Raw genomic sequence first — 22,128 nt, forward strand, 5'->3', positions numbered from 1 at the left:
TTTAGCCTTTTCCCATCGCTGTTCTTAGCATTTATTTCGTAATGCACCAATCCTTCGGGCATATCGCGACAACCGGTAATTCTGATTGAACGCTCGGCAAAGCCCTCCGGTCACTACTTGCACAAGCCCGACAGGGCGCGCCTGATGACCGATATGGAGAGCCGTGATGCCTAGCAAGAAACCGGATTCGCCCAAACACAGCCAGCTCGCCGGAACCGACACCCCTGATCGTGCCAATACCAACCGCAAGTTGCAGGCCTTGGAAGAGCATCGCAGCGATGCGACCGGCCAGGCACTGCGCACCAACCAGGGCGTGCGCATCGCCGATAACCAGAACACGCTCAAGGCCGGGCCGCGTGGCCCCTCGCTGCTTGAAGACTTCATCATGCGCGAGAAGATCACCCATTTCGACCACGAGCGCATTCCGGAGCGTATCGTGCACGCCCGGGGCACGGGCGCCCATGGCTATTTCCAGAGCTATGGCAACCATGCCGAGCTGACCAAGGCGGGTTTCCTGCAGGACCCTGAGAAAATCACTCCGGTGTTCGTGCGTTTCTCCACGGTGCAAGGCCCACGCGGTTCCGGCGACACGGTGCGCGACGTACGCGGTTTCGCCGTGAAGTTCTATACGGATGAAGGCAACTTCGACCTGGTGGGTAACAACATGCCGGTATTCTTCATCCAGGACGCCATCAAGTTCCCGGACTTCGTCCACGCGGTGAAGCCGGAGCCGCATAACGAAATCCCCACCGGTGGCTCGGCCCACGACACCTTCTGGGACTTCGTTTCGCTGGTGCCCGAATCCGCCCACATGGTCATCTGGGCCATGTCCGATCGCGCCATCCCGCGCAGCCTGCGGATGATGGAAGGCTTTGGCGTGCATACCTTCCGCCTGATCAACGCCGAAGGTGTGGCGAGTTTCGTCAAGTTCCACTGGAAACCACGCCAGGGCGTGCACTCCCTCTTGTGGGACGAGGCTCAGAAACTCGCAGGCAAAGACACCGACTTCCAGCGCCGGGACCTGTGGGAAGCCATCGAGACGGGCGATTATCCGGAATGGGAACTGGGCGTGCAGATCGTGCCGGAGGCCGATGAACACAAGTTCGACTTCGACCTGCTCGACCCGACCAAGATCATCCCCGAAGAGCTGGTGCCGGTCACGCCGCTGGGCAAGATGGTGCTCAACCGCAACCCGGACAACTTCTTTGCCGAGGTGGAGCAGGTTGCTTTCTGCCCGGGCCACATCGTGCCGGGGATCGACTTCACCAATGACCCGTTGCTGCAGGGCCGGCTGTTTTCCTATACCGATACCCAGCTCAGCCGTCTTGGCGGACCCAATTTCCACCAGATCCCGATCAACCAGCCCATTGCGCCGAACCACAACAATCAGCGCGATGCGCTGCATCAGCATGTGGTGCATAAAGGGCGGGCTTCCTATGAGCCCAACTCGATCGACGGCGGCTGGCCGAAAGAAACGCCTCCAGCGCCTCAGGATGGAGGCTTCGAGAGCTATCAGGAGCGCATCGACGCGCACAAGATCCGTCAGCGCAGCGAGTCGTTCGGCGACCACTTCTCCCAGGCGCGGCTGTTCTTCCAGAGCATGAGCCCGACCGAGCAACAGCACATCATCAAGGCCTACAGCTTTGAGCTGGGCAAGGTCGAGCGTGAGCACATTCGCGCGCGCCAGGTGAATGAAATCCTGGCCAACATCGACCTCAAGCTGGCCGCCGCCGTCGCTGCCAACCTTGGCTTGCCGGCACCCCAGGCCGGTACGGTACAGGTCAAGGGTAGCCAACTGGCGAAGTCGCCAGCCTTGAGCCAGATGAACCACCCAGGTGTGGTCGGCATCAAGGGACGCAAGATCGCGGTGCTGGTCGCCGACGGCGTGGACGGCTCAAGCGTCGACAAGCTGGTCAAGGCGCTGGAAGCCAAGAGTGCCAGGCCAATGCTTCTGGGGCCGACTTCGGCGCCCGTGAAAGCGGCGGATGGCAAGGCACTGGCTGTGGGGGCATCGATGGAAGGGATGCCGTCGATCATGTTCGACGGTGTTGTCGTGCCCAAGGGGGTAGACAAGGCCCTGGCTTCAAGCGGGCTGGCGAAGCACTTCTTGCTGGAAGGCTACAAGCATCTGAAGGCGATGGTGTTGACCAAGGACTTGGCGGACAGCCTGGGGCTCAAGGAAGACAGGGGGCTGCTGCTGGGGGATGAGCAGAGCGCCGTGGATGCCTTTGTAAAAGCGGTTGAGGGGCATCGGGTGTGGGAGCGGGAAGCAGCTGCCGAGGCGGTGCCGGCCTAGCGGTTGCCTTGCGCCCTGTCGCCTTGCCGGCGACAGGGTGCTGGAGGTTTAGCGCTGCTGCGGGACCAGTACCACCTGCGCTGGCATCGACCGCTGAATCTCATGCTTCTGTTTCAGCTTGAACGCGCTGTCGATCTTGTGAACGCGCTTCTCAAGCAGACTCTTGAGCCAGGGCGCATCTTGGGTGCGCGGCACCTGGAACACCACTTCGCACTGGTAATTGACCACGTCCTTGGCAATTTCGTCGAGCTGGCGGCGCATCGCATTGATGTCGGTGGTCTTCAGCGCGATCACGGTGCTCGGCGCCGTCGGGTCGATCACCCGCGCCTGGGGCTTGGCCTCGGCAGCCTTCAAGGCGGCTTCGGCTTTCTCCAGCTCGGCCTTGCGGGCCTGGGCCACGGCATCGCCACCGGTCAAGGCCGGTGCCTGCGGCATCAGCGCCCTGGCGCGGGCCAGTGCGGTGGCAGCGGCATTGACGTCGCCCTTTTGCAGGACGATCTGGCTGCGTTTCAGGTAGGCCTCGGCCAGCTGGCGCTGGTTCTGCTCCAGGCGAGCGTCATCCGGTGACTGCGCCTGCAGGGCAGCCAGCTGGTCTTCGGCGGTGGCCAGCTCGTTGCTGGTGATGCTCTGTTGCAGCTGCTGCCAGGCATCGGCTTGGGCAGGTGCGTTGGCCTGCTCCACCGGTGTGCTGGAGCAAGCGGCCAACAACAGGGAAAACGCGGCGACAAGCAGATAACGGGATGCGAACGGCTTCATTCCTGCGGCTCTCTATTTGCGCAAAAAGCGAGCAAGTCTACACCCAGGTGCGCACGCTCGAAAATAACTCTTACAGACCCTTTACCCGCGAAAAGGTTGCAGGGCGAACCGGCGTGCACCCTGTTTTTCAGCGTTTTGGCAGTGCCAGGCTCAGCAAGAATAGCACCGCCGCGCAGACCACGATCGATGGCCCGGCCGGGGTGTCCTTGAACCAGGACATGGCCAGGCCACCGCACACCGAGGTAATGCCGATCAATGTTGCGGCCAGCGCCATCTGTTCTGGCGAGCGGGCGTGACGCTGTGCCGCAGCGGCGGGAATGATCAGCAGCGAGGTGATCAGCAGTACGCCGACAATCTTCATCGCCACGGCAATCACCACGGCGATCAGCAGCATCAGGGCCATGCGCAGGCCGGCCACTGGCAGGCCTTCGACCATGGCCAGTTCTTCGTGGACAGTGATCGCCAGCAACGGCCGCCACAGCGCGGCAAGCAGCAGCAGGACCAACGCGCTACCGCCGAGGATCCAGGCGAGGTCGGTGGTGCTGATGGCCAGCAGGTCACCGAACAGGTAGGCCATCAGGTCGATGCGCACGTCGTGCATGAAACTCAGCACCACCAGGCCCAGCGACAGGGTGCTGGGGGCGAGGATGCCGAGCAGAGTGTCGGAGGCCAGCGGCTGGCGTTGCTGCAGGGTCACCAGCAGGATCGCCAGCAACAGGCAGCCCACGGTCACCGCCAGGGCCGGACTGATATCCAGCACGAAGCCCATGGCCACGCCCAGCAGCGCGGCATGGGAGAGGGTGTCGCCGAAGTAGGCCATGCGCCGCCACACCACGAACGAGCCAAGCGGGCCCGCTACCACTGCCAGGGCAAGACCCGCAAGCAAGGCGTAAAGAAGAAAATCAGCCATGCTTGCAGTGCTCTCCGTGAACATGGGTGCCAGGGGTGACGACCGAACCGTGCAGGTCGTGGCTGTGGTCGTGATGGTGGTGGTAGACAGCCAGGCTCGGGGCGTTCTGGCCGAACAGTTCGACAAAGGCGGGATCGTTGCTGACCTGCTCGGGGTGGCCCGAGCAGCACACGTGGCGGTTCAGGCAGACCACCTGGTCGGTGGCGCTCATGACCAGGTGCAGGTCATGGGAGACCATCAATACGCCGCAGCCGTGGCGGTCGCGCAGGCGGGTGATCAGGTTGTACAACTCGGTCTGGCCGACCACGTCCACCCCCTGCACGGGCTCATCGAGCACCAGCAGTTGCGGCTCGCGCAGCAGCGCCCGGGCCAGCAGCACGCGCTGCATCTCACCGCCGGAAATCGTCTGGATCGGGCTGTCGATGACGTGCTCGGCGCCCACTTCCTGCAGGGCCGACAAGGCAGCCGCACGGTCAACCCCAGGCACCAGGCGCAAGAAACGCAGCACCGACAGCGGCAGCGTGGCGTCTACCTGGATCTTTTGCGGCATGTAGCCAATGCGCAGTTTCGGCTTGCGCCAGACCTTGCCACGGTGCGGCTTGAGCAGGCCGAGGACGGCGCGCACCAGGGTGGTCTTGCCGGCGCCGTTAGGGCCGATCAGGGTGACGATCTGGCCGGGCGCCACCGAGAGGTCGATGCTGTCGAGCACGGCCTCGCCGGCAAAGCTGACACCGACCTGCTCGAGGCGGATCAGGGCGTCGCTCATGCTGCGCTCCGGCAGTTGGCGCACAAGCCGACGATTTCCACCGTCTGGGTTTCGACGCTGAAGCCCACGGCCTTCGCGCTGTGGATGATGGCGTCGCTGATGCTGTCCTGCTCCAGCTCGATGGCCACGTGGCACGCACGGCAGATCAGGAACTGGCCCTGGTGAGCATGCTCCGGGTGGCTGCAGCCGATGAAGGCGTTGAGCGAGGCGATGCGGTGTACCAGGCCATTTTCCAGCAAAAAGTCCAGCGCGCGGTACACGGTGGGTGGTGCGGCGCGGCGGCCGTCCTGTTCGCTGAGCACGGCGAGGATGTCGTAGGCGCCCAGCGGCTTGTGGCTCTGCCACACCAGCTCAAGCACACGCCGACGCAGTGCGGTCAGGCGCAGGCCTTGGCGGGTGCACAAGGCATCGGCTTCGGACAAGGCGCTGTGCACGCAATGGGAATGATCGTGAGGACGGTGAGCCAGCGGCGTGATGGACATGGGCAGCGACGGTTCTGGATGGAGACGTTATTATGTTACCTGTTTCTGACGAGTCGAGTATTCATCGTGTCCCGATTCCTTGTGCTTTTTGTCGCTTTCATCGCCTGTTCGGCGCAAGCCGACGTGCGAGTGCTGACCAGTATCAAACCCCTGCAGCAGATCGCCGCCGCCGTGCAGGATGGTCTGGGCTCCCCGGACGTGCTGCTGCCGCCGGGCGCTTCGCCGCACCACTACGCCTTGCGCCCGTCTGACGTGCGCAAGGTGGGCGACGCCGACCTGCTGTACTGGATCGGGCCTGACATGGAGAACTTCCTGCCGCGGGTGCTGGGTAGCCGCAGCAAGCCGGCAGTGGCCGTGCAGTCGCTTGCAGGCATGAAGCTGCGCCACTTTGGCGAAGACAGCCATTCCCACGAAGAGGCGGACCAGGACGATCACGACCACGATCACCGCCCGGGTACCCTGGATGCGCACCTGTGGCTCTCTTCAGTCAACGCCCGGGTGATCGCGGCGAAGATGGCGGCTGACCTGGCTGCGGCCGATCCGGCCAATGCGGCGCGCTACCAGAGCAACCTGAAAGCCTTCAACGAGCGCCTGGATGCACTGGATGCGCGGATCAAGGCGCGAGTAGCCGGGATCGCCAGCAAGCCCTATTTCGTGTTCCACGAAGCGTTCGACTACTTCGAGTCCGCTTACGGCCTGCAGCACACCGGGGTGTTCAGTGTGGCGTCGGAGGTGCAGCCCGGGGCGCAGCATGTAGCCGCGATGCGCAAGCGCTTGCAACAAGTGGGCAAGACCTGTGTGTTCAGTGAGCCACCGCTGCGGCCGCGTCTGGCCGAGACGTTGACTGCTGGGCTGCCGGTGCGCCTGGCGGAGCTGGATGCATTGGGTGGCAATGACCCGGTTGATGCCCAGGGCTACGAGCGACTGCTCGAAAAGCTGGGCGCAGACCTGGCTGGGTGTCTGGAACAGTTGTAAGCCTGTTATGGCCTCTTCGCGGGCACGCCCGCTCCCACAGAGACGGCACAGGTTTCAAGCCTGGCACCAAACCTGTGGGAGCGGGTTTACCCGCGAAGAAGCAGATGCGGTCTAGAGGGCGAACGGCAGGTGCAAAGCCACTTGCTGGCGCTGTGCCAGGCGCACCTCGAACTCGCTCGGGTCGTGGATCATCACATCCATCCCGGCAAACGATTCCGCCGCAATCAGGCGCGACAGCCAGAAGCGCACGCAGCCTACCCGCAACATTTCTGGCCACAGTTCGGCTTCGGCAGCGGTAAACGGCCGCAACGTCGCATAGGCCGCCAGCAGTGCCTGGGCGCGCGGCACATCGATTGCCCCGTGTTCATCCAGGCACCAGTCGTTCACGGTGATGGCGATGTCATACAGCATCGGCCCGGAACAGGCGTTGTAGAAGTCGATCACACCGGTCAGGTGGGTGCCTTCGAACATCACGTTGTCGCGGAACAGGTCAGCATGCAGGTTGGCCCGTGGCAAGGCCAGGATCTGCGCCTTGTGCGCGGTGATCTCATCCAGTGCAGGCTGCAACAGTGCCGCCTGTTCGGCGCTCAGGCGCGGCAGCAGCTCGGCACCGGACGCCAGCATCCAGTCCAGGCCGCGGTCGGTGCGGCGCTCGATGATGCGTTCGCGGGTGGCCAGGTGAATGTGCGCGAGCAATTCACCCACCTGGGCGCAGTGCTGGGCGTTCGGTGCCTTGATGTGTTTGCCCGAAAGCCGCGGTTGCAGCAAGGCCGGCTTGCCGCACAGTTCACGCAGGGCATTGCCGTCATGGTCACGCAGGGCGTAGGGCACCGGCATGTCGGCACCGTGCAGCACGTCCAGCAGTTCAATGAAGAACGGCATGTCCTCGACCGGGCCGCGCTCGACCAGCGTCAGGACGAACTCACCCTGTTCGAGGCTGACGAAGAAGTTGCTGTTCTCGGTACCGGCGGCAATGCCCTGGAAGTCGAGCAGACGGCCCAGCGCGTACGGTGCCAGAAAGGTTTCCAGCTCAGGCCGGGTCACGGGGGTGAAGACTGACATGATGAAAAAAAGCCCATACGGGCACTTCCGCCGGGAAGTGCCGGGTTGATGTGAACGGTGCGCGCGTCAGATTACCACTCGAAGATCTTCCAGGACGGGATCAGCATGTCCGGCTGGTCGGAACGAATGAAATTGGCATCGGTGCCATCGGCGCGTACCAGGAAATACGGTTTGCCGTTTTTCGGCGTGATCTTGATTGCATACAGGAAGCCGTTTTGCCGGTATTCCTGGATGGTTTTATCGCCTTCCGTGCGAATGGTCACCTCGGGATCGGCCGAGGGGGCGTCTTCCGCCGCCAGGGTGACGACCGGCATGGTTGCCAACAGGCCGAGCAGTAACAGGCGATTGAGTGTACGCATGATAACCTAGTCCCTTTGTCGTCATTGATCCGGCTATTCTAGCTCCGGACCCGCCGAAAAGGTTGATTCTGCTCATGAGCCAAGCGCCCCTCGTCCTGGTGGACGGTTCCTCCTACCTCTACCGCGCCTTCCATGCGCTGCCGCCGCTGACCACGTCCAAGGGCATGCCGACCGGCGCGGTCAAGGGTGTGCTTAACATGCTCAAGAGCCTGCGCAAGCAATACCCTGACAGCCTGTTCGCCGTGGTTTTCGACGCCAAAGGTGGGACCTTCCGCGATGCCATGTTCGCCGAGTACAAGGCCAACCGCCCGAGCATGCCCGACGACCTGCGGGTGCAGGTCGAGCCGCTGCACGCCAGCGTCCGGGCACTGGGCTACCCCTTGCTGTGCGTCGAAGGCGTCGAGGCCGATGACGTGATCGGCACACTCGCCCGCAGCAGCGCGACCCAAGGCCGCCCGGTCATCATCTCGACCGGCGACAAGGACATGGCGCAACTGGTGGACGGCCACGTGACCCTGGTCAACACCATGACCGGCAGTGTGCTTGACGTGGCCGGCGTGCACGAAAAGTTCGGCGTTGGCCCGGAGCACATCATCGACTTTCTTGCCCTGATGGGTGACAAGGTCGACAACATCCCTGGCGTGCCAGGCGTGGGTGAAAAGACCGCCGTCGGCCTGTTGACCGGTATCGGCGGTGGCCTCAGCGACCTGTATGCCAACCTCGACAAGGTCCCGACGCTGGCCATCCGCGGCGCCAAGACCTTGCCCGCCAAGCTCGAGGAGCATCGCGACGCGGCATTCCTGTCCTATGAGCTGGCCACCATCAAGTGCGATGTGCCGCTGGAGGTGGAGGTCGAGGCGCTGGTCTGTGGCGAGCCTGACCGCGAGGCCCTGCTGGCGCTCTACACCGAGATGGAGTTCAAGAGCTGGATTGCCGAGGTCCAGCGCGATGCGGTCAGGACCGGCGAACCCGTGGCCGTGATCGAAGCGCCGGCTGCCACGGTCGAGCCCAAGTACGAGACTATTCTCGATCAAGCGCGCTTCGACGTCTGGCTGGAGAAGCTGCGCCAGGCACCGTTGTTCGCCTTCGATACCGAAACCACCAGCCTGGACGCCCAGCAGGCCCAGCTGGTTGGTGTGTCGTTCGCGGTCGAGCCTCATGAAGCGGCCTATGTGCCGCTGGCCCATGACTATGAAGGCGCTCCGGCCCAGCTGGACCGCGAGGCTGTGCTGCTGGCGTTGAAACCCCTGCTGGAAGACCCGGCCAAGGCCAAGGTCGGGCAGAACGCGAAGTACGACATCAACATCCTCGCCAACAGCTCGCCAGCCATCGAGATGCGCGGTGTGGCCTACGACACCATGCTCGAGTCATACGTGCTCAACTCCACCGCCACCCGCCATGACATGGACAGCCTGGCACTGAAGTATCTCGACCACACCACCATTGCCTTCGAAGACATCGCCGGCAAAGGCGCCAAGCAACTGACTTTCAACCAGATCAACCTGGACAAGGCCGGCCCCTACGCGGCCGAAGATGCCGATATCACCCTGCGCCTGCACCATGCACTGCAGGCGCGCCTGGCGCAGACGCCGAGCGTGCAGCCGGTGCTGATGGACATCGAGATGCCGCTGGTGCCGGTGCTGGCCAAGATCGAGCGCCAGGGCGCGCTGGTCGATGCCGCGCTGTTGCAGGTTCAGAGCGGCGAGCTGGGCGTGAAGATGGCTGAGCTGGAGCAGCGCGCCTACGCCCTGGCCGGCGAGGAATTCAACCTTGGCTCGCCCAAGCAGCTGGGCGCGATCCTCTACGACAAACTGGGCATGCCGGTACTGAGCAAGACCGCCAAGGGCCAGCCCTCCACCGCCGAAGCGGTGCTCGATGAACTGGCCGAACAAGGCTACCCGCTGCCTGAAGTGCTGATGCAGTACCGCAGCCTGAGCAAGCTCAAGAGCACCTATACCGACAAGCTGCCGGGGCAGATCAACCCGCGCACCGGGCGTATCCACACCTCCTACCAGCAGGCCGTTGCCGCCACCGGACGCTTGTCATCCAGCGACCCGAACCTGCAGAACATCCCGATCCGCACCGCCGAGGGCCGGCGCATTCGTCAGGCCTTCGTTGCCAGCCCCGGCTACAAGCTGCTGGCGGCGGACTATTCGCAGATCGAACTGCGCATCATGGCTCACCTGGCCAAGGACGAAGGCTTGCTGCATGCCTTCCGCAACGATCTGGACGTGCACCGCGCAACGGCGGCGGAAGTGTTCGGCGTGGCGCTGGAAGACGTCACCACCGACCAGCGGCACAGTGCCAAGGCCATCAACTTCGGCTTGATCTACGGCATGAGCGCGTTTGGCCTGGCCAAGCAGATTGGTGTCGACCGCAAGCAGTCGCAGGACTATATCGACCGCTACTTCGCCCGCTACCCGGGCGTGCTGGCCTACATGGAGCGCACCCGCGCCCAGGCCGCAGAACAAGGTTTCGTTGAAACCCTGTTTGGCCGACGCCTGTACCTCCCAGACATCAACGCCAAGAACCCGGCCCTGCGCAAGGGCGCCGAGCGCACGGCGATCAACGCGCCGATGCAGGGCACTGCCGCCGACATCATCAAGCGTGCGATGGTCAACGTCGACAACTGGCTGAGCGAGAGCGGCCTGGACGCACGGGTGATCCTGCAGGTGCACGACGAACTGGTGCTGGAGGTGCGTGAGGACCTGGTCGAGCAGGTGAAGGATGAAATTCGCACGCACATGAGCAGTGCCGCGCAGCTGGATGTCCCGCTGGTGGTCGAGGCAGGTGTTGGTTCGAATTGGGACGAAGCTCACTGATTGAGTTGGGAAAGGTGTGTAGGATCTGCGACGTAGCGACGCGGATCCTGGCATGGCTCGATGCCATTAGGTCGGCAGTTTCATGAAACTATCGCAAATAGTTTTGAGCGCTCCGGAACTAAACCAGTGAAGCGGAACTCAGAGTAACTGAATGGCTGGTGAAGCCTTTCGATGCTCCTATGTTGTGTTAAGTGTTGGCAGATACCTGGACCCCGCCCTAGCGGTCCAGACTTGAACCCCGAACTTCCCCCTCCCCATACGAAGTCCGGGGTTTTTTTTGCCCGGAATTTGACTTGCAGCTGGCGGATAACACTGTGGGAGCGGGCGTGCCCGCGAAAAATCCAGCGCGCTGTCTGGCCTGGGCTTCGCCCAGGTTCGCGGGCTCGCCCGCTCCCACAGGATCAGTGAACTGCCATCAAACAGCTGGCTTGTCTTCCAGTTCCATCCAGTCGGCCAGCACCCGGTAAGCCTCCTCCAGGCCCAGGCGCTTGGGCGCCGAGAACAGCTGGATGGTGGCCGTGTCGCCCCAGCCTTTGCGGATTTCCGACTGCACCTTGAGCAAGGTGTTCTTGCCTGCGCCGTGGGTGAGTTTGTCGGCTTTGGTCAGCAGGATATGCATCGGCATGCCGCTGGCTCTGGCCCAGTCGAGCATCATCTTGTCGAAGTCGGTCATCGGGTGACGCACATCCATCATCAAGATGATGCCCTTCAGGCAATCACGGCTGCCCAAATAGGCCTCCAGGTGCTTTTGCCAGTGCTGCTTGAGCGGAATCGGGACTTTTGCATATCCGTAGCCCGGCAGGTCGACCAAACGCCGTTCATCGTCCAGACTGAAGAAATTCAACAGCTGGGTGCGCCCTGGAGTCTTCGAGGTACGCGCCAGGCTGGCATGAGTCAGGGTATTGAGGGCGCTGGATTTGCCGGCGTTGGAACGGCCGGCGAAAGCCACCTCGTAACCCTGGTCGTCCGGGCATTGTTCGACCTTGGCAGCGCTGAGGGCGAATTTGGCTTTCTGGCAGAGGCCGAGGATGGGGTTCTTGACTTGCATGGGATATCCGATGTGGGTGTTGCCAAAGCCTAGGCCGGCAAGCGGTGTCGTTTCCGTTTGGATGGCGGAAGTATATAATGCCCCAGTTTTTGTGTGCTCATTCTCCCAGCGAAGGGGAATGGGCATGGGGTGTCGAACAATAGCTCGCGCATCAGAACGCAGCGCGTCCCCCAACCCTGTCAGGTCGTTTCGCTCGGCGAAATGGCTGCTAGCTGTCGGTATGTTCCTGCCGTTTTTCAGCGCACAGGCTACACAGGATCCCGAGGCGTTGTACAACCGCACGTGTGCGGCCTGTCACGCCGGGCAGTTGCCACAGGCACCCAGGAAGGGTGACCCGGCAGCTTGGGAGCCAAGGCTGGCGCAAGGCATGGAGCAACTGGTGGTGCATGTTACCCAGGGTTTCAAGGCTATGCCGCCGCGTGGATTGTGCATGGACTGCAGTGCCGAGGACTACCGTTTGGTCATCCTTTGGATGAGCGGCAGTCCCGATACATAACATTTCACCCTTAGCCGTGTTGGATTAGCTGATGAACAAACTAGTCGTGAGTCTGCTGTTGACCCTGGGTGTGGCAGGTGCGGCCACTGCTGCGGAACCCATCAAAGGCGATGCCGCCGCCGGCCAGGCCAAGACAGCCGTCTGTGGTGCCTGCCACAACCCTGACGGCAACAGCCTGGCGCCGAACTTCCCGAAACTGGCTGGCCAGGGCCAGCGCTATCTGGAAAAACAACTGCACGACATCAAGTCGGGCAAGCGTACCGTGCTGGAAATGACCGGCATGCTGGCCAACTTCAGTGACCAGGACCTGGCCGACATCGCTGCCTGGTTCTCCAGCCAGAAGGGCAGCGTCGGTGCCGCCGATCCCGCGCTGGTCGAACGTGGGCGCGCGCTGTTCAATGGCGGCAATCTTGAGAAAGGCATGCCTGCCTGTACCGGTTGCCACTCGCCGAACGGCGCAGGAATCGCCCTCGCCGGCTTCCCGCACCTGGGCGGCCAGCATTCGCAGTACGTGGCCAAGCAGCTCACCGACTTCCGTGAAGGCAACCGCACCAACGACGGCGACGCGATGACCATGCGCACCATCGCTGGCAAGCTGAGCAATCATGAGATCGAAGCCTTGGCCAGCTACATCCAGGGCCTGCATTAACATTCGGTTAATGCTGTAACGCTAAAGATGAAAGGGCGGCGCGGACCGCCCTTTTTTCTGTCCGCAGCCGTTACACTACAGAACTCGGGCCCTTCGCCACCGGTCACAGCACAGGTCGCGTCGAGGCGACCAATGAATGCTCAGGAGTAAAGCATGCGTAAACTGATTCTCAGCGCCGCGCTGGTCGCTGCCAGCGTCTTCGGTATGACTGCCGTCCAGGCCGCAGAGCCTGCCACTGCCGGCAAGGAATACATCGAGCTGAGCAACCCTGTTCCGGTATCCCAGCCAGGCAAGATCGAAGTGGTCGAGCTGTTCTGGTATGGCTGCCCTCACTGCTACCACTTCGAGCCAACCATCAACCCATGGGTCGAGAAGCTGCCCAAGGACGTCAACTTCAAGCGCGTACCGGCCATGTTCGGCGGCCCGTGGGACGCCCACGGCCAGATGTTCCTGACCCTCGAAGCCATGGGCGTCGAGCACAAGGTTCATGCAGCCGTCTTCGACGCCATCCAGAACCAGCGCAAGCGCCTGACCGACCCGAACGACATGGCCGACTTCCTCGCCACCCAAGGCGTGGACAAGGACAAGTTCCTCGCCACCTTCAACTCGTTCGCCATCAAGGGCCAGGTCAACCAGGCCAAGGAACTGGCGAAGAAGTACGAGATTACCGGCGTACCGAGCATGGTGGTCAACGGTAAGTACCGCTTCGACCTGGGTACCGCTGGCGGGCCGGAAGGCGTGCTGAATGTTGCTGACCAACTGATCGCCAAGGAGCGCGCCGCTAAGTAAGCGGCGAACCCCATGCGCCGCTTCAGGACCGCGCGTGGCATTGGCCTGCACCAGCCGCAGGTCAACGAGCATCACCTGCAGGCCCCGGGCCTGCCCGAGGATGGTCGCCTGCGGCTGCTCAGCTTCAACATCCAGGTCGGTATCAGCACCGAGCGCTACCGGCACTACCTGACCCGCAGCTGGCAGCACCTGCTGCCGCATACCGGGCGGGCCGGCAACCTGCAGAAAATCGGTCAGTTGCTCAGCGACTTCGACCTGGTGGCCCTGCAGGAAGCCGATGGCGGTAGCCTGCGCTCAGGCTACGTCAACCAGGTGGAGCATCTGGCCCAGCTAGGTTCCTTCCCTTACTGGTACCAGCAGCTCAACCGCAACCTCGGGCGTTTTGCCCAGCACAGCAATGGCGTGCTCAGCCGCCTCAAGCCGCAACGCCTCGAAGATCACCCGCTGCCCGGCCCGGCCGGTCGTGGTGCGATCCTGGTGCGTTTTGGCGAGGGTGAGGATGCGCTGATCGTGGTCATGATGCACCTGGCCCTGGGCGCCAAGACTCGCGCCCTGCAATTGGGCTACATCCGTGAGCTGATTGGCGGTTACCGCCACCAGGTGCTGATGGGGGACATGAATACCCACGCCACCGACCTGCTCGAGCATTCGCCCCTGCGCGATCTGGGCCTGATTGCACCCCAGGTCGAAGCCACTTTTCCCAGCTGGCGTCCGCAGCGCTGCCTGGACCACATACTGCTCAGTTCGAGCCTGACCTTGGAGCGGGTCGAGGTGCTGGCGCAGCCGATTTCCGATCACCTTCCCGTTGCGGTAGAGATCCGATTGCCTGATGCACTGACTGTGGATACGCTGCCGGTCTTGAGCTAGATCAGCAAAAGCGCGGCAAGCCCTCAAGTGTTTGCCGGGCGCGCCGACAGTGTGTAACTACACAGCCCACAGATGCATTACCCGTCGCGGATCCAGGCATGACCGAAGAAGCCGAGCGCTGGAAAGAAAAATACCTCAAAAGCATCGAAAAGCAGGAAAAGCTCGAACGCCGCTGGGAAGCGCGCCTCGACCTGCTGCGCCGTGGCCTGGTTCGCAGCACCCTGGCGGCCGAAGGCAGCGACAAGGTCGTCGACCAGTGCATGAAGGAGATGCGTGAGGTTATTCGCAGCGACAACATGGACGCCGGCCTTGCCGGGTTGATTCCGCGTCTGGAAAAGGCGGTGCTGGACTCCGAGCAGCGCCGTGAAACCCGCATGAATCAGGTCAGCGATGCCCTGAACGCGCTGGTTACTCAACTTCAGGGCTTGCCGTTGCCGGGTGAAGTTGCCCGGCCCTTGAAAAAGCTGGCGAAGAAACTCGATGGTGGGGTCGCCCAGTCACGCGAGTTACCGCCATTGCTGGGTGAACTCAGTGGCTTGCAAGGGCGTGCCCTCTCGTCGCTGAGCAAACCGGATGACGAGGCCCGGCCGGGCTTCCTGCAACGCCTGTTCGGCAACCGTGACCAGGAGCCTCAGCATGAGGCCGCTCAGCCTGCGCAACCTGCGCCTGCAATTGCCCCACCTGAAGCCCAACCACAGCCGGATGGGCCCGTGCTGGTGGACTTGCCGCCGCGTGATGCAGACGAGCTGCAACCTCTGACGGCTGCTGCGCCTGACCCAGCGCCTGAGGAAACTGCGCATGTTGCCCAGCCGCAAGTGCCTGCAGAGGCACACCGCACTGAACAACCGCGGGTGGTCCAGCCTGAAGCTGAGCCGCAGGCCGCAGAGGCTCCCGAAATGCCGGAGCAGCCGGCGGACCCGGTGCCGGCGACACTTGAAGAAGTGTTCGCAGGAGACGGCCCCTACGCCCTTCCCGATGCGCTGGAGCCGCCGTACAGCCAGGTTGCCGCACACATCGAACAAACGCTGATCGGCCTGCTGGACGACCTCAGCCTGCCGGAGCGCCACAAGGCTCAGGCCCAGGAAATGCGCGAGCGGGTAGCACGCGGGCTGAACTGGTATGAACTGATCCCGGTTCTCGACGACCTGGCCGTGCTCATGTTGGCGATAACCGACAGCGGCCAGCACGAATTCGAGACTTACCTGCAGCAGCTCAACGAGCGCCTCGACAGCTTCCAGAGCCACCTGCACGAAGCCAGCGCCGGGCATGCCGACAACAGTTCTGCTGCGCGCGAGCTGGACAACCAGCTGCGCGAACAGGTCGGCGGCCTGCAAAGCAGCGTTCAGGGCGCGGTGGATGTGGACAGCCTCAAGCACATCCTGGAAAACCGCCTGGAGACATTGCTTGGCACCATGGACGAGCACCAGCACGAGCGCGATCGCCGCGAGCAGGAACTTGCCGGGCGCCTGCAGGGCTTGGCCGAGCGGGTCGCCAGCATGGAACAGGAAGCCCTTGGCTATCGCGAACACCTGGAAGAACAACGGCAGAAGGCATTGATCGACCCGCTGACAGGGCTCCCCAATCGGGCGGCCTGGAGCGAACAGGTCGAGCGCGAAATGCTCGACTGGCAGGAAAGTGGTGGTCACTTGGCCATGGCGATCCTAGATCTGGATCACTTCAAGCGTATCAATGACAGTTACGGCCACCTCGCCGGCGACAAGGTACTTAAGATCGTCGCCGATCAGTTGCGCAAACGCCTGCGCGTCCGCGATTTCATTGCCCGCTTCGGCGGTGAAGAGTTCGTGCTGTTGTTGCCGCAGACTTCCCCGGCAGCCGCAGCCCAGGTTGCCGAAACGCTGCGCGCGGCGATCGAGGCCTGCCCGTTCCATTTCAAGGGCGAACGCGTGGTCATCACCACATCCATCGGCTTGAGCGCTTTCCGTTCTGGCGAACGTGGCGACCAGGTGCTCAAGCGCGCCGACGCTGCGTTGTATCGGGCCAAGGATCAAGGACGTAATCGCGTGGAACAAAGCTGAACGGGTAGCCTGTGCGCGCTTACGTTATCCTATTGCGTTACTGCCCGATTAGCTTGGCTTCCCACATGAAAACATTGATTTGTGCGTTACTGATGCTGGTACTGGCCGGTTGCTCGACCGGCTTGCGCATCGACCGCAGCCACCCTTCCGCCAACCAGGACAACCGTATCCAGTTCGTTGTCCTGCACTACACCAACGCCTCGCTGGAGCGTTCGCTGGCATTGCTGACACATGGCGAAGTCAGCGCGCATTACCTGATCGGCGACGGCCCGGGGACGGTCTACCAGCTGGTCGACGAGAACCGTCGCGCCTGGCATGCCGGTGACAGCCAGTGGCAAGGGCGCACCTGGTTGAATTCAAGCTCCATCGGCATCGAGATCGTCAACCCCGGGTTCGACGATACTGCCAATGGCCGCGTCTGGTACCCCTACAGCGAGGCGCAGATCCAGTCGCTGATCGCTTTGCTCAAGGATATCGTCAAGCGCAACAACATCGAGCCGCGGCACATCATCGGCCACAGCGACATTGCGCCATCGCGTAAGCTCGACCCTGGCCCGTTGTTCCCTTGGAAGCGCCTGGCGGATGCGGGCCTTGGCGTCTGGCCCGAGCCCAATGCCGTGGCCCGCCAGCAGGCGTACTTCAACGTCAATCCTCCAACCATCGGCTGGTACCAGCAGGAGCTGGCGCGCTTCGGCTATGCCATCGAGCAGACCGGGCAGCTGGATGTCGCTACGCGGCATGTGATCGCCGCCTTCCAGATGCATTTCCGCCCGCAGCGTTTCGACGGCATGCCGGACGCTCAGACCGCTGCCATGCTTTCGGTACTGAATCGCATGCGCTAAGGCGAATCGTATTCGGGCGCCAAACGGCAGAGCCGATTCTCATTCCAGTTGCTATACCTTGTTAATCAACTGGATGCTGCCCATGTCTGCCCTGATTTCTGTGTTGCGCCAATTTTTTTACCGCCCCTGGATGCTGGCCTCCCTGGCAGCGTTGGCCAGCGCCGCCGTATTGCTGACCGCCAGCATCGGTATTGCGCTGCAGCAGATGAAGGAAAGCGAGAGCGCGCAGATGAACGCCCAGGGCGAGCGCTTTCTTGACCGCCTGGAGCAGGTGTTCGGCCAACTGCGCGAGGGCGTTGACGAACTGCAGGCGCAGTCGCTGCGCGGCTGTAGCCCGGCGATGGTTTCGGTGTTGCAGCAAGTAGGTCTGGGTTCGCGCTTCATTTATGAAGCCGCTTATGTGGATGCCAATGTCGCTTGCTCAAACCGGGGCGGGGCCAGGGCCTTCGTGCCAACGCGTGCGCCGGATATCCAGGGGCCGACCTACAGCTACTGGCTCAACACCACCACTGAGCCCAACGAAAACCTCGCTGCCTTGATGCTGGCGCGGGGTAATTTCCTGGTTTCCACCTCGCGTGGGCACCTGACCGACGTGGTTGACCTGCCACCGGGCGGCAGCCTGCTGGTGGTGCTGGATAACGGCACCCGTGCAATCCCGGTGCTGGGCCCGCCCCAGGCGTGGCCGCCCACCAGTGGCTGGCCACCCCCCAGCCAGAAGTCTTTGTTCGAACTGCGCGATCGGCTGGTCTATCGCATGCCGACCAAGTCGCCGGACTACCAGCTGGTGCTGATCGCGCCGCGGGCCAGCCTGCCTTTACGCATGAACGGCATGCTCTGGCTGCTGTTCCCTGGCAGTGTGCTGGCGGCCTGCTGTATCGGCTGGCTGGTGCTGCAGTTGATTCTGCAGCGGCGTTCGATGAGTTCCGAACTGCAGAATGCCCTGCGCCGGGGCGAGTTGCAGGTGCTGTATCAACCCATCATCGAGCTCGACAGCCGTCGCTGTGTCGGTGCCGAGGCCCTGGTGCGCTGGCGCCGCCCGGACGGCTCGCTGACCAGCCCGGATTTGTTCATTCCGCTGGCGGAAAACACCGGGCAGATACGGCAGATCACCGATTTCGTGCTGCAGCGTGTGCTGGAGCAGTTGGGCCAGTTGCTGCGCTCGCATCGCAATCTTTATATTTCGGTGAACCTGGCAGCCTGCGATGTGATGGTGCCTCGCATAGGCCGGGTGGCGGCGCGGCTGCTGGCGTTGCATCGCGTCGCGGCCAGCCAGATTGCCTTTGAAGTCACCGAGCGCGGGCTGATCGACGTGGTGGTGGCGCGTGATAACCTCCAGGCCCTGCGTGCGGTCGGGCATCAAGTGTTGATCGACGACTTTGGCACGGGTTATTGCAGCCTGGCCTACCTGCAGACCTTGCCGGTGGACTGCCTCAAGATCGATAAGGCGTTCATCGATGCCTTGGGGCACGATGCTGCCAGCAGCGGCGTGGCGCCGCACATCATTCGCATGGCCCATGACCTGCACCTGCGGGTGATTGCCGAGGGCATCGAATGCGAGGCGCAGGCCGTGCTGCTCAACAGCGAGGGGGTGAATTACGGGCAGGGCTGGTTGTTTGCCCATCCGCTCAATGCCCGGCAATTCGCCGAACTGGTGACCCGTGGCCGGCAACCAAGGCGGGCGCGGATCGATGATGAGCCTTGAGCGTGTGCCAGGTCAGACTGGCAAGGCCATATAGAACTGGGTGCCCTGCCCGGGCCGGGAAAACACACCCATGCGCCCGCCGTGCAGTTGCACGATCTCCTTGCACAGCGCCAGTCCCAACCCGGCGCCACCTTTCTTGCGCCCAACCTGTACGAACGGTTCGAAGATGCGCCCCTGCTGGCCATAGGCGATGCCCTCGCCATTGTCCTCGACGCTGATGATCATGCGCTCTGCGTGCCGCCGTGCATGCAGGCGGATGCGCCCACCGCTGGCGGTATGGCGGATGGCATTGTGCAGGAGGTTATCCAGCACCCGGTCGAGTTGCGCCACGTCTGCCTGGATGCGTGGCAGCGGTGGCTCCAGGGCTTTGATCAGCTCGATCTGCTTGGCGGCGGCCTGTTCACTGAAGCGTGCCTGCGCCCTGTCGAGCAGGTCGTCGATGGCGCATGGGGCAAGTTCGAGCTTCTGCAAGCCGCTCTGGTAGCGCGAGAAGTTGAGCAGGTCGTTGATCAACTGGGTCAGGCGCTGCATCTCTTCGCCAATGGTCTCCAGCAGATCGCTCTCGCGCGCCTCGGGCGGGAACTTCAAGCGCTCACGCAAAAGGCCGAATGCCATGTGCATGCCCGTGACCGGGGTGCGCAGTTCATGGGAGGCACGCAGCACGAACTCGCTGCGCACACGTTCGAAGGCGCGTTGCTCGGTGACATCGTGCAAGACCATCACTGCACCCAGGATCGGCCCTTGCGGATGGCTGACCGGGGTCAGGCTGTAGGTCAGCAGGCGTGATTCTTCATCGACCTCGATGCTCAGGTCCTCCGGTGGCCGATCCAGGCTGCCGCCGCGCAGGACCTGGCGCAGCTGTTGCTCCAGTTCCGGGCGCTGCAGGGCGTCGGCCAGGCCACTGCCGACCCGGCTGCTGTTCCAGCCCAGCTGCCGCTGAGCGACGGGGTTGAGGTGCTCCAGATGCCCCTGACGATCGATGATCAGCAAACCATCATCGATGCTGTCGAGCACGGCCTGCAGGCGCTGCTGGCCCGCCAACAGCTCATCGACATTGGTTGCCTGGTGCTTGCGCAAGGCGTCGGCCATCAGCCCGAAGCGGCGGGTCAGCTGGTTGAGTTCGACGGCCTGGGTGACCGGCAAGGTGATTTCGAAATCCCCTTGACCGAGCTGGTCGGCGGCCTTGGCCAGCGCCTCGATCGGCTGGCCGAAGCGTCGGGCGATGTTGTGCGCGGTGACGAAGCCTAGCACCAGCACCACCAGCCCCATCAGGCCAAGTATCCCGCAGACCAGCAAGGCGCCGTCACGGGTGCGCTCTTCGCTGCGGGTGATGTAGTCGAGGGCCTGCTTGTGCGAATCGATCAGGTCGGTACGCACCTGGTTGAATGCTGCGCCCAAGGGTTGATCCACGCCCATGCTGCGCGCCGGTGCCGGGCTGTCGCGGTAAGCCTGGAGGAAGGCCTGGTAGTTGCTGCTGGCCTTGCTGAAACCGGTGCGTTCACCCCCTTCGGCCAAGCCATGGTTGAGCAGCTCCTGGAAGGTGTCCTGCAGGGGGCGAAGGCTGTCCGGTGCGGTGTCCTCGTCCAGCAGCAGCATCAGTTGCTCGCCGAGGTTCTGCCGCAGCTTCAGGCCCACTTCCAGCACATGGGTGGTTTCGCGCACCGACTGTTGCTGCACCGTGGCCATCTGCAGCACGCTCACCAACCCTAGCAACAGGCCCAGCAACGCCACGGTCACCAAGGCCGAAATGCTGAGGAAGAGCCGCGTGCGCAGCTTCATTGGCAGCTTCACAGGTTGTACTGCTTGCGCTTGCGGTAGAGCGTGGAGGCGTCGATGCCAAGGGTCTTGGCGGCCTGGTCGAGGGTGTCGCTGGCGGCCAGCACGGCACCGATGTGCGCGCGTTCCAGCTCATCCAGGCTCATGGCCGCACCTACCCGGGGCGCATTGCCTGCCGGTTGTTCGCCCATCCCCAAGTGAATGACTTCCACCCGCTCCTGGGGACAGATGATGCTGGCGCGTTCGATCACATTGCGCAGTTCGCGGATGTTGCCCGGCCAGCGGTAGTTGAGCAGCGCGCTTCGCGCTTCGTCGCTGAAACCACGGGCCGGACGGGAGTATTCCTTGACGAAGCGGGCCAGGAAGCGGTCGGCCAGGGTCAGGACATCCTCGCTGCGTTCGCGCAGCGGCGGCAGGTGCAGGGTGATGACATTGAGGCGATAGAGCAGATCTTCGCGGAAGCGGTTCTCGCGCACCATGTCGTCAAGGTTGAGGTTGGTCGCCGCAAGGATGCGCACGTCGGCGCGGCGGGTGACCGGGTCGCCCACGCGCTCATATTCCTTGTCCTGGATGAAACGCAACAGCTTGGGCTGCAAGGTCAGGGGGAAATCACCGATTTCATCGAGGAACAGTGTGCCGCCATCCGCCTGGTTGACGCGACCCAGGGTGCTCTCGCTGGCACCGGTAAACGCACCACGGGTATGGCCGAACAGTTCGCTTTCCATCAGTTCGGCATTCAGCGATGGGCAGTTGATGGTCACGCAAGCCTTGCGTGCTCGCTTGCTCCAGCCGTGAATGGCGCGAGCCAGCTCGCCCTTGCCGGTGCCCGACTCGCCGAGAATGAGGATATTGGCATCGGTGGTGGCCACCTGGCGGGCGGTCTCCAGCACAGCCATCATTGCCGGGCTGTGCGAGTCGAGGCCGTCCTTGGGTTTGCGGACTTCGCCTTCGAGGGCCTCCAGGCGGGCCGAGAGTTGACGGACCTCCAGCTGCTTGGCGGTAGCCAGGCGCAACTGATCAGGGCTGCAGGGTTTGACCAGGTAATCGGCGGCGCCGGCCTGGATGGCATCGACTGCGGTGTCGATCGCTGAATGCGCGGTGACGATCACCACCCTCATCCAAGGTGCCTGAATACGCATCTGCGCCAGCACATCGAGGCCGTTGTCCTCGCCAAGGCGCAGGTCGAGGAAGCACAGGTCGAACACCTGGCGCTGCAGCAACGCATCAGCCTGTGCGGCGCTGTTGGCCGTGGCCACGCTGTAGCCTTCGTCTTCCAGGCAGTAGCGGAAGGTGCGCAGGATCGCGGACTCGTCATCCACCAGCAGAATGCGGCCTTGGTTGTCCTGGGCTGATTCCATTTACTGCGCTCCTTCGGATATATCTTCAATTAGTGTGGGAAAAATCGGGCAAGTTGCACGGTCAATTGTGAAGGAATCTGTCCTTTGCATGCTAGCCAATGGCCGAGTCTTACCGTGACGCCAGATATCCCGGTAAG

General features: G+C 62.9%; 19 protein-coding genes. 10 read left to right on the top strand and 9 right to left on the bottom strand.

Going from position 1 to position 22,128, the window contains the following annotated elements; translation table 11 throughout:
* Window positions 1–166: 166 nt before the first annotated feature.
* Window positions 167–2,296 carry a catalase HPII gene (gene katE / locus ACTORR_RS14800; RefSeq protein WP_313364426.1) on the top strand — a complete coding sequence of 710 codons (2,130 nt, stop codon included), beginning with the start codon at window positions 167–169 and terminating at the stop codon, window positions 2,294–2,296.
* Between the two features lie 48 nt (window positions 2,297–2,344).
* On the opposite strand, the gene ACTORR_RS14805 is transcribed toward katE, so the two are convergent.
* The 4 genes from ACTORR_RS14805 to zur all read right to left on the bottom strand — a co-directional run bounded on the left by ACTORR_RS14805 (window position 2,345) and on the right by zur (window position 5,210).
* A complete protein-coding gene (locus ACTORR_RS14805) occupies window positions 2,345–3,052 on the bottom strand; it encodes a PA5502 family lipoprotein (RefSeq protein ID WP_262109569.1) in 708 nt (235 codons plus the stop codon).
* 127 nt (window positions 3,053–3,179) lie between these two features.
* Window positions 3,180–3,962: a zinc ABC transporter permease subunit ZnuB gene (znuB, locus tag ACTORR_RS14810; protein WP_054884370.1), complete on the bottom strand. Its 783-nt coding sequence runs from the start codon at window positions 3,960–3,962 to the stop codon at window positions 3,180–3,182.
* Window positions 3,955–4,728, bottom strand: a complete 774-nt coding sequence (gene znuC, locus ACTORR_RS14815) for a zinc ABC transporter ATP-binding protein ZnuC (RefSeq protein WP_054884369.1) — start codon at window positions 4,726–4,728, stop codon at window positions 3,955–3,957. Before znuC ends, znuB begins: the two co-directional genes overlap by 8 nt.
* The gene (gene zur / locus ACTORR_RS14820) at window positions 4,725–5,210 is read right to left on the bottom strand and encodes a zinc uptake transcriptional repressor Zur (RefSeq protein WP_054884368.1); all 486 of its coding nucleotides are present in this window, start codon (window positions 5,208–5,210) and stop codon (window positions 4,725–4,727) included. Before zur ends, znuC begins: the two co-directional genes overlap by 4 nt.
* Window positions 5,211–5,228: 18 nt before the next feature.
* Between zur and ACTORR_RS14825 the strand changes: the two genes are divergently transcribed.
* Complete coding sequence (locus ACTORR_RS14825; protein WP_082433464.1) at window positions 5,229–6,185, top strand: zinc ABC transporter substrate-binding protein; 957 nt, start codon at window positions 5,229–5,231, stop codon at window positions 6,183–6,185.
* A 111-nt stretch (window positions 6,186–6,296) separates the two neighbouring features.
* Here ACTORR_RS14825 and ACTORR_RS14830 read toward each other — a convergent pair whose 3' ends face one another.
* A complete protein-coding gene (locus ACTORR_RS14830; RefSeq protein WP_054884366.1) occupies window positions 6,297–7,247 on the bottom strand; it encodes a homoserine kinase in 951 nt (316 codons plus the stop codon).
* Between the two features lie 71 nt (window positions 7,248–7,318).
* On the bottom strand, window positions 7,319–7,606 hold the full coding sequence (locus tag ACTORR_RS14835; protein ID WP_027917186.1) for a DUF2782 domain-containing protein: 288 nt from the start codon (window positions 7,604–7,606) through the stop codon (window positions 7,319–7,321).
* 74 nt (window positions 7,607–7,680) lie between these two features.
* On the opposite strand from ACTORR_RS14835, the gene polA reads away from it, so the two are divergent.
* Window positions 7,681–10,428, top strand: coding sequence for a DNA polymerase I (polA, locus tag ACTORR_RS14840; protein ID WP_441343695.1), 2,748 nt, complete (start codon window positions 7,681–7,683; stop codon window positions 10,426–10,428).
* Window positions 10,429–10,843: 415 nt separating this feature from the next.
* Here the strand turns inward: polA and yihA are convergent, their stop codons facing one another.
* Window positions 10,844–11,476 carry a ribosome biogenesis GTP-binding protein YihA/YsxC gene (yihA, locus tag ACTORR_RS14845; RefSeq protein WP_054884364.1) on the bottom strand — a complete coding sequence of 211 codons (633 nt, stop codon included), beginning with the start codon at window positions 11,474–11,476 and terminating at the stop codon, window positions 10,844–10,846.
* Window positions 11,477–11,696: 220 nt separating this feature from the next.
* On the opposite strand from yihA, the gene ACTORR_RS14850 reads away from it, so the two are divergent.
* The 7 genes from ACTORR_RS14850 (at window position 11,697) to ACTORR_RS14880 (ending at window position 18,857) form a co-directional block, all read left to right on the top strand.
* Window positions 11,697–11,972 carry a c-type cytochrome gene (locus ACTORR_RS14850; protein WP_054884363.1) on the top strand — a complete coding sequence of 92 codons (276 nt, stop codon included), beginning with the start codon at window positions 11,697–11,699 and terminating at the stop codon, window positions 11,970–11,972.
* A gap of 31 nt (window positions 11,973–12,003) precedes the next feature.
* Window positions 12,004–12,621, top strand: coding sequence for a c-type cytochrome (locus ACTORR_RS14855; RefSeq protein ID WP_054884362.1), 618 nt, complete (start codon window positions 12,004–12,006; stop codon window positions 12,619–12,621).
* A gap of 153 nt (window positions 12,622–12,774) precedes the next feature.
* Window positions 12,775–13,410, top strand: a complete 636-nt coding sequence (dsbA, locus tag ACTORR_RS14860; protein ID WP_054884361.1) for a thiol:disulfide interchange protein DsbA — start codon at window positions 12,775–12,777, stop codon at window positions 13,408–13,410.
* Window positions 13,411–13,422: 12 nt separating this feature from the next.
* Window positions 13,423–14,277, top strand: a complete 855-nt coding sequence (locus ACTORR_RS14865) for an endonuclease/exonuclease/phosphatase family protein (RefSeq protein ID WP_054884360.1) — start codon at window positions 13,423–13,425, stop codon at window positions 14,275–14,277.
* A 98-nt stretch (window positions 14,278–14,375) separates the two neighbouring features.
* Complete coding sequence (locus ACTORR_RS14870) at window positions 14,376–16,313, top strand: diguanylate cyclase (RefSeq protein ID WP_313364427.1); 1,938 nt, start codon at window positions 14,376–14,378, stop codon at window positions 16,311–16,313.
* A gap of 65 nt (window positions 16,314–16,378) precedes the next feature.
* On the top strand, window positions 16,379–17,155 hold the full coding sequence (locus ACTORR_RS14875; protein ID WP_212632758.1) for an N-acetylmuramoyl-L-alanine amidase: 777 nt from the start codon (window positions 16,379–16,381) through the stop codon (window positions 17,153–17,155).
* 82 nt (window positions 17,156–17,237) lie between these two features.
* Window positions 17,238–18,857, top strand: a complete 1,620-nt coding sequence (locus ACTORR_RS14880; protein WP_054884358.1) for an EAL domain-containing protein — start codon at window positions 17,238–17,240, stop codon at window positions 18,855–18,857.
* A gap of 12 nt (window positions 18,858–18,869) precedes the next feature.
* Here ACTORR_RS14880 and ACTORR_RS14885 read toward each other — a convergent pair whose 3' ends face one another.
* Entirely contained in the window at window positions 18,870–20,636 is a 1,767-nt protein-coding gene (locus tag ACTORR_RS14885) for a KinB sensor domain-containing domain (protein WP_249342227.1), read from the bottom strand.
* An 8-nt stretch (window positions 20,637–20,644) separates the two neighbouring features.
* Window positions 20,645–21,991, bottom strand: coding sequence for a sigma-54-dependent response regulator transcription factor AlgB (gene algB, locus ACTORR_RS14890; protein WP_054884356.1), 1,347 nt, complete (start codon window positions 21,989–21,991; stop codon window positions 20,645–20,647).
* Window positions 21,992–22,128 lie beyond the last annotated feature (137 nt).

The sequence above is a fragment of the Pseudomonas sp. SAR267 genome, from assembly GCF_052077595.1.
Lineage (GTDB): Bacteria > Pseudomonadota > Gammaproteobacteria > Pseudomonadales > Pseudomonadaceae > Aquipseudomonas > Aquipseudomonas vlassakiae.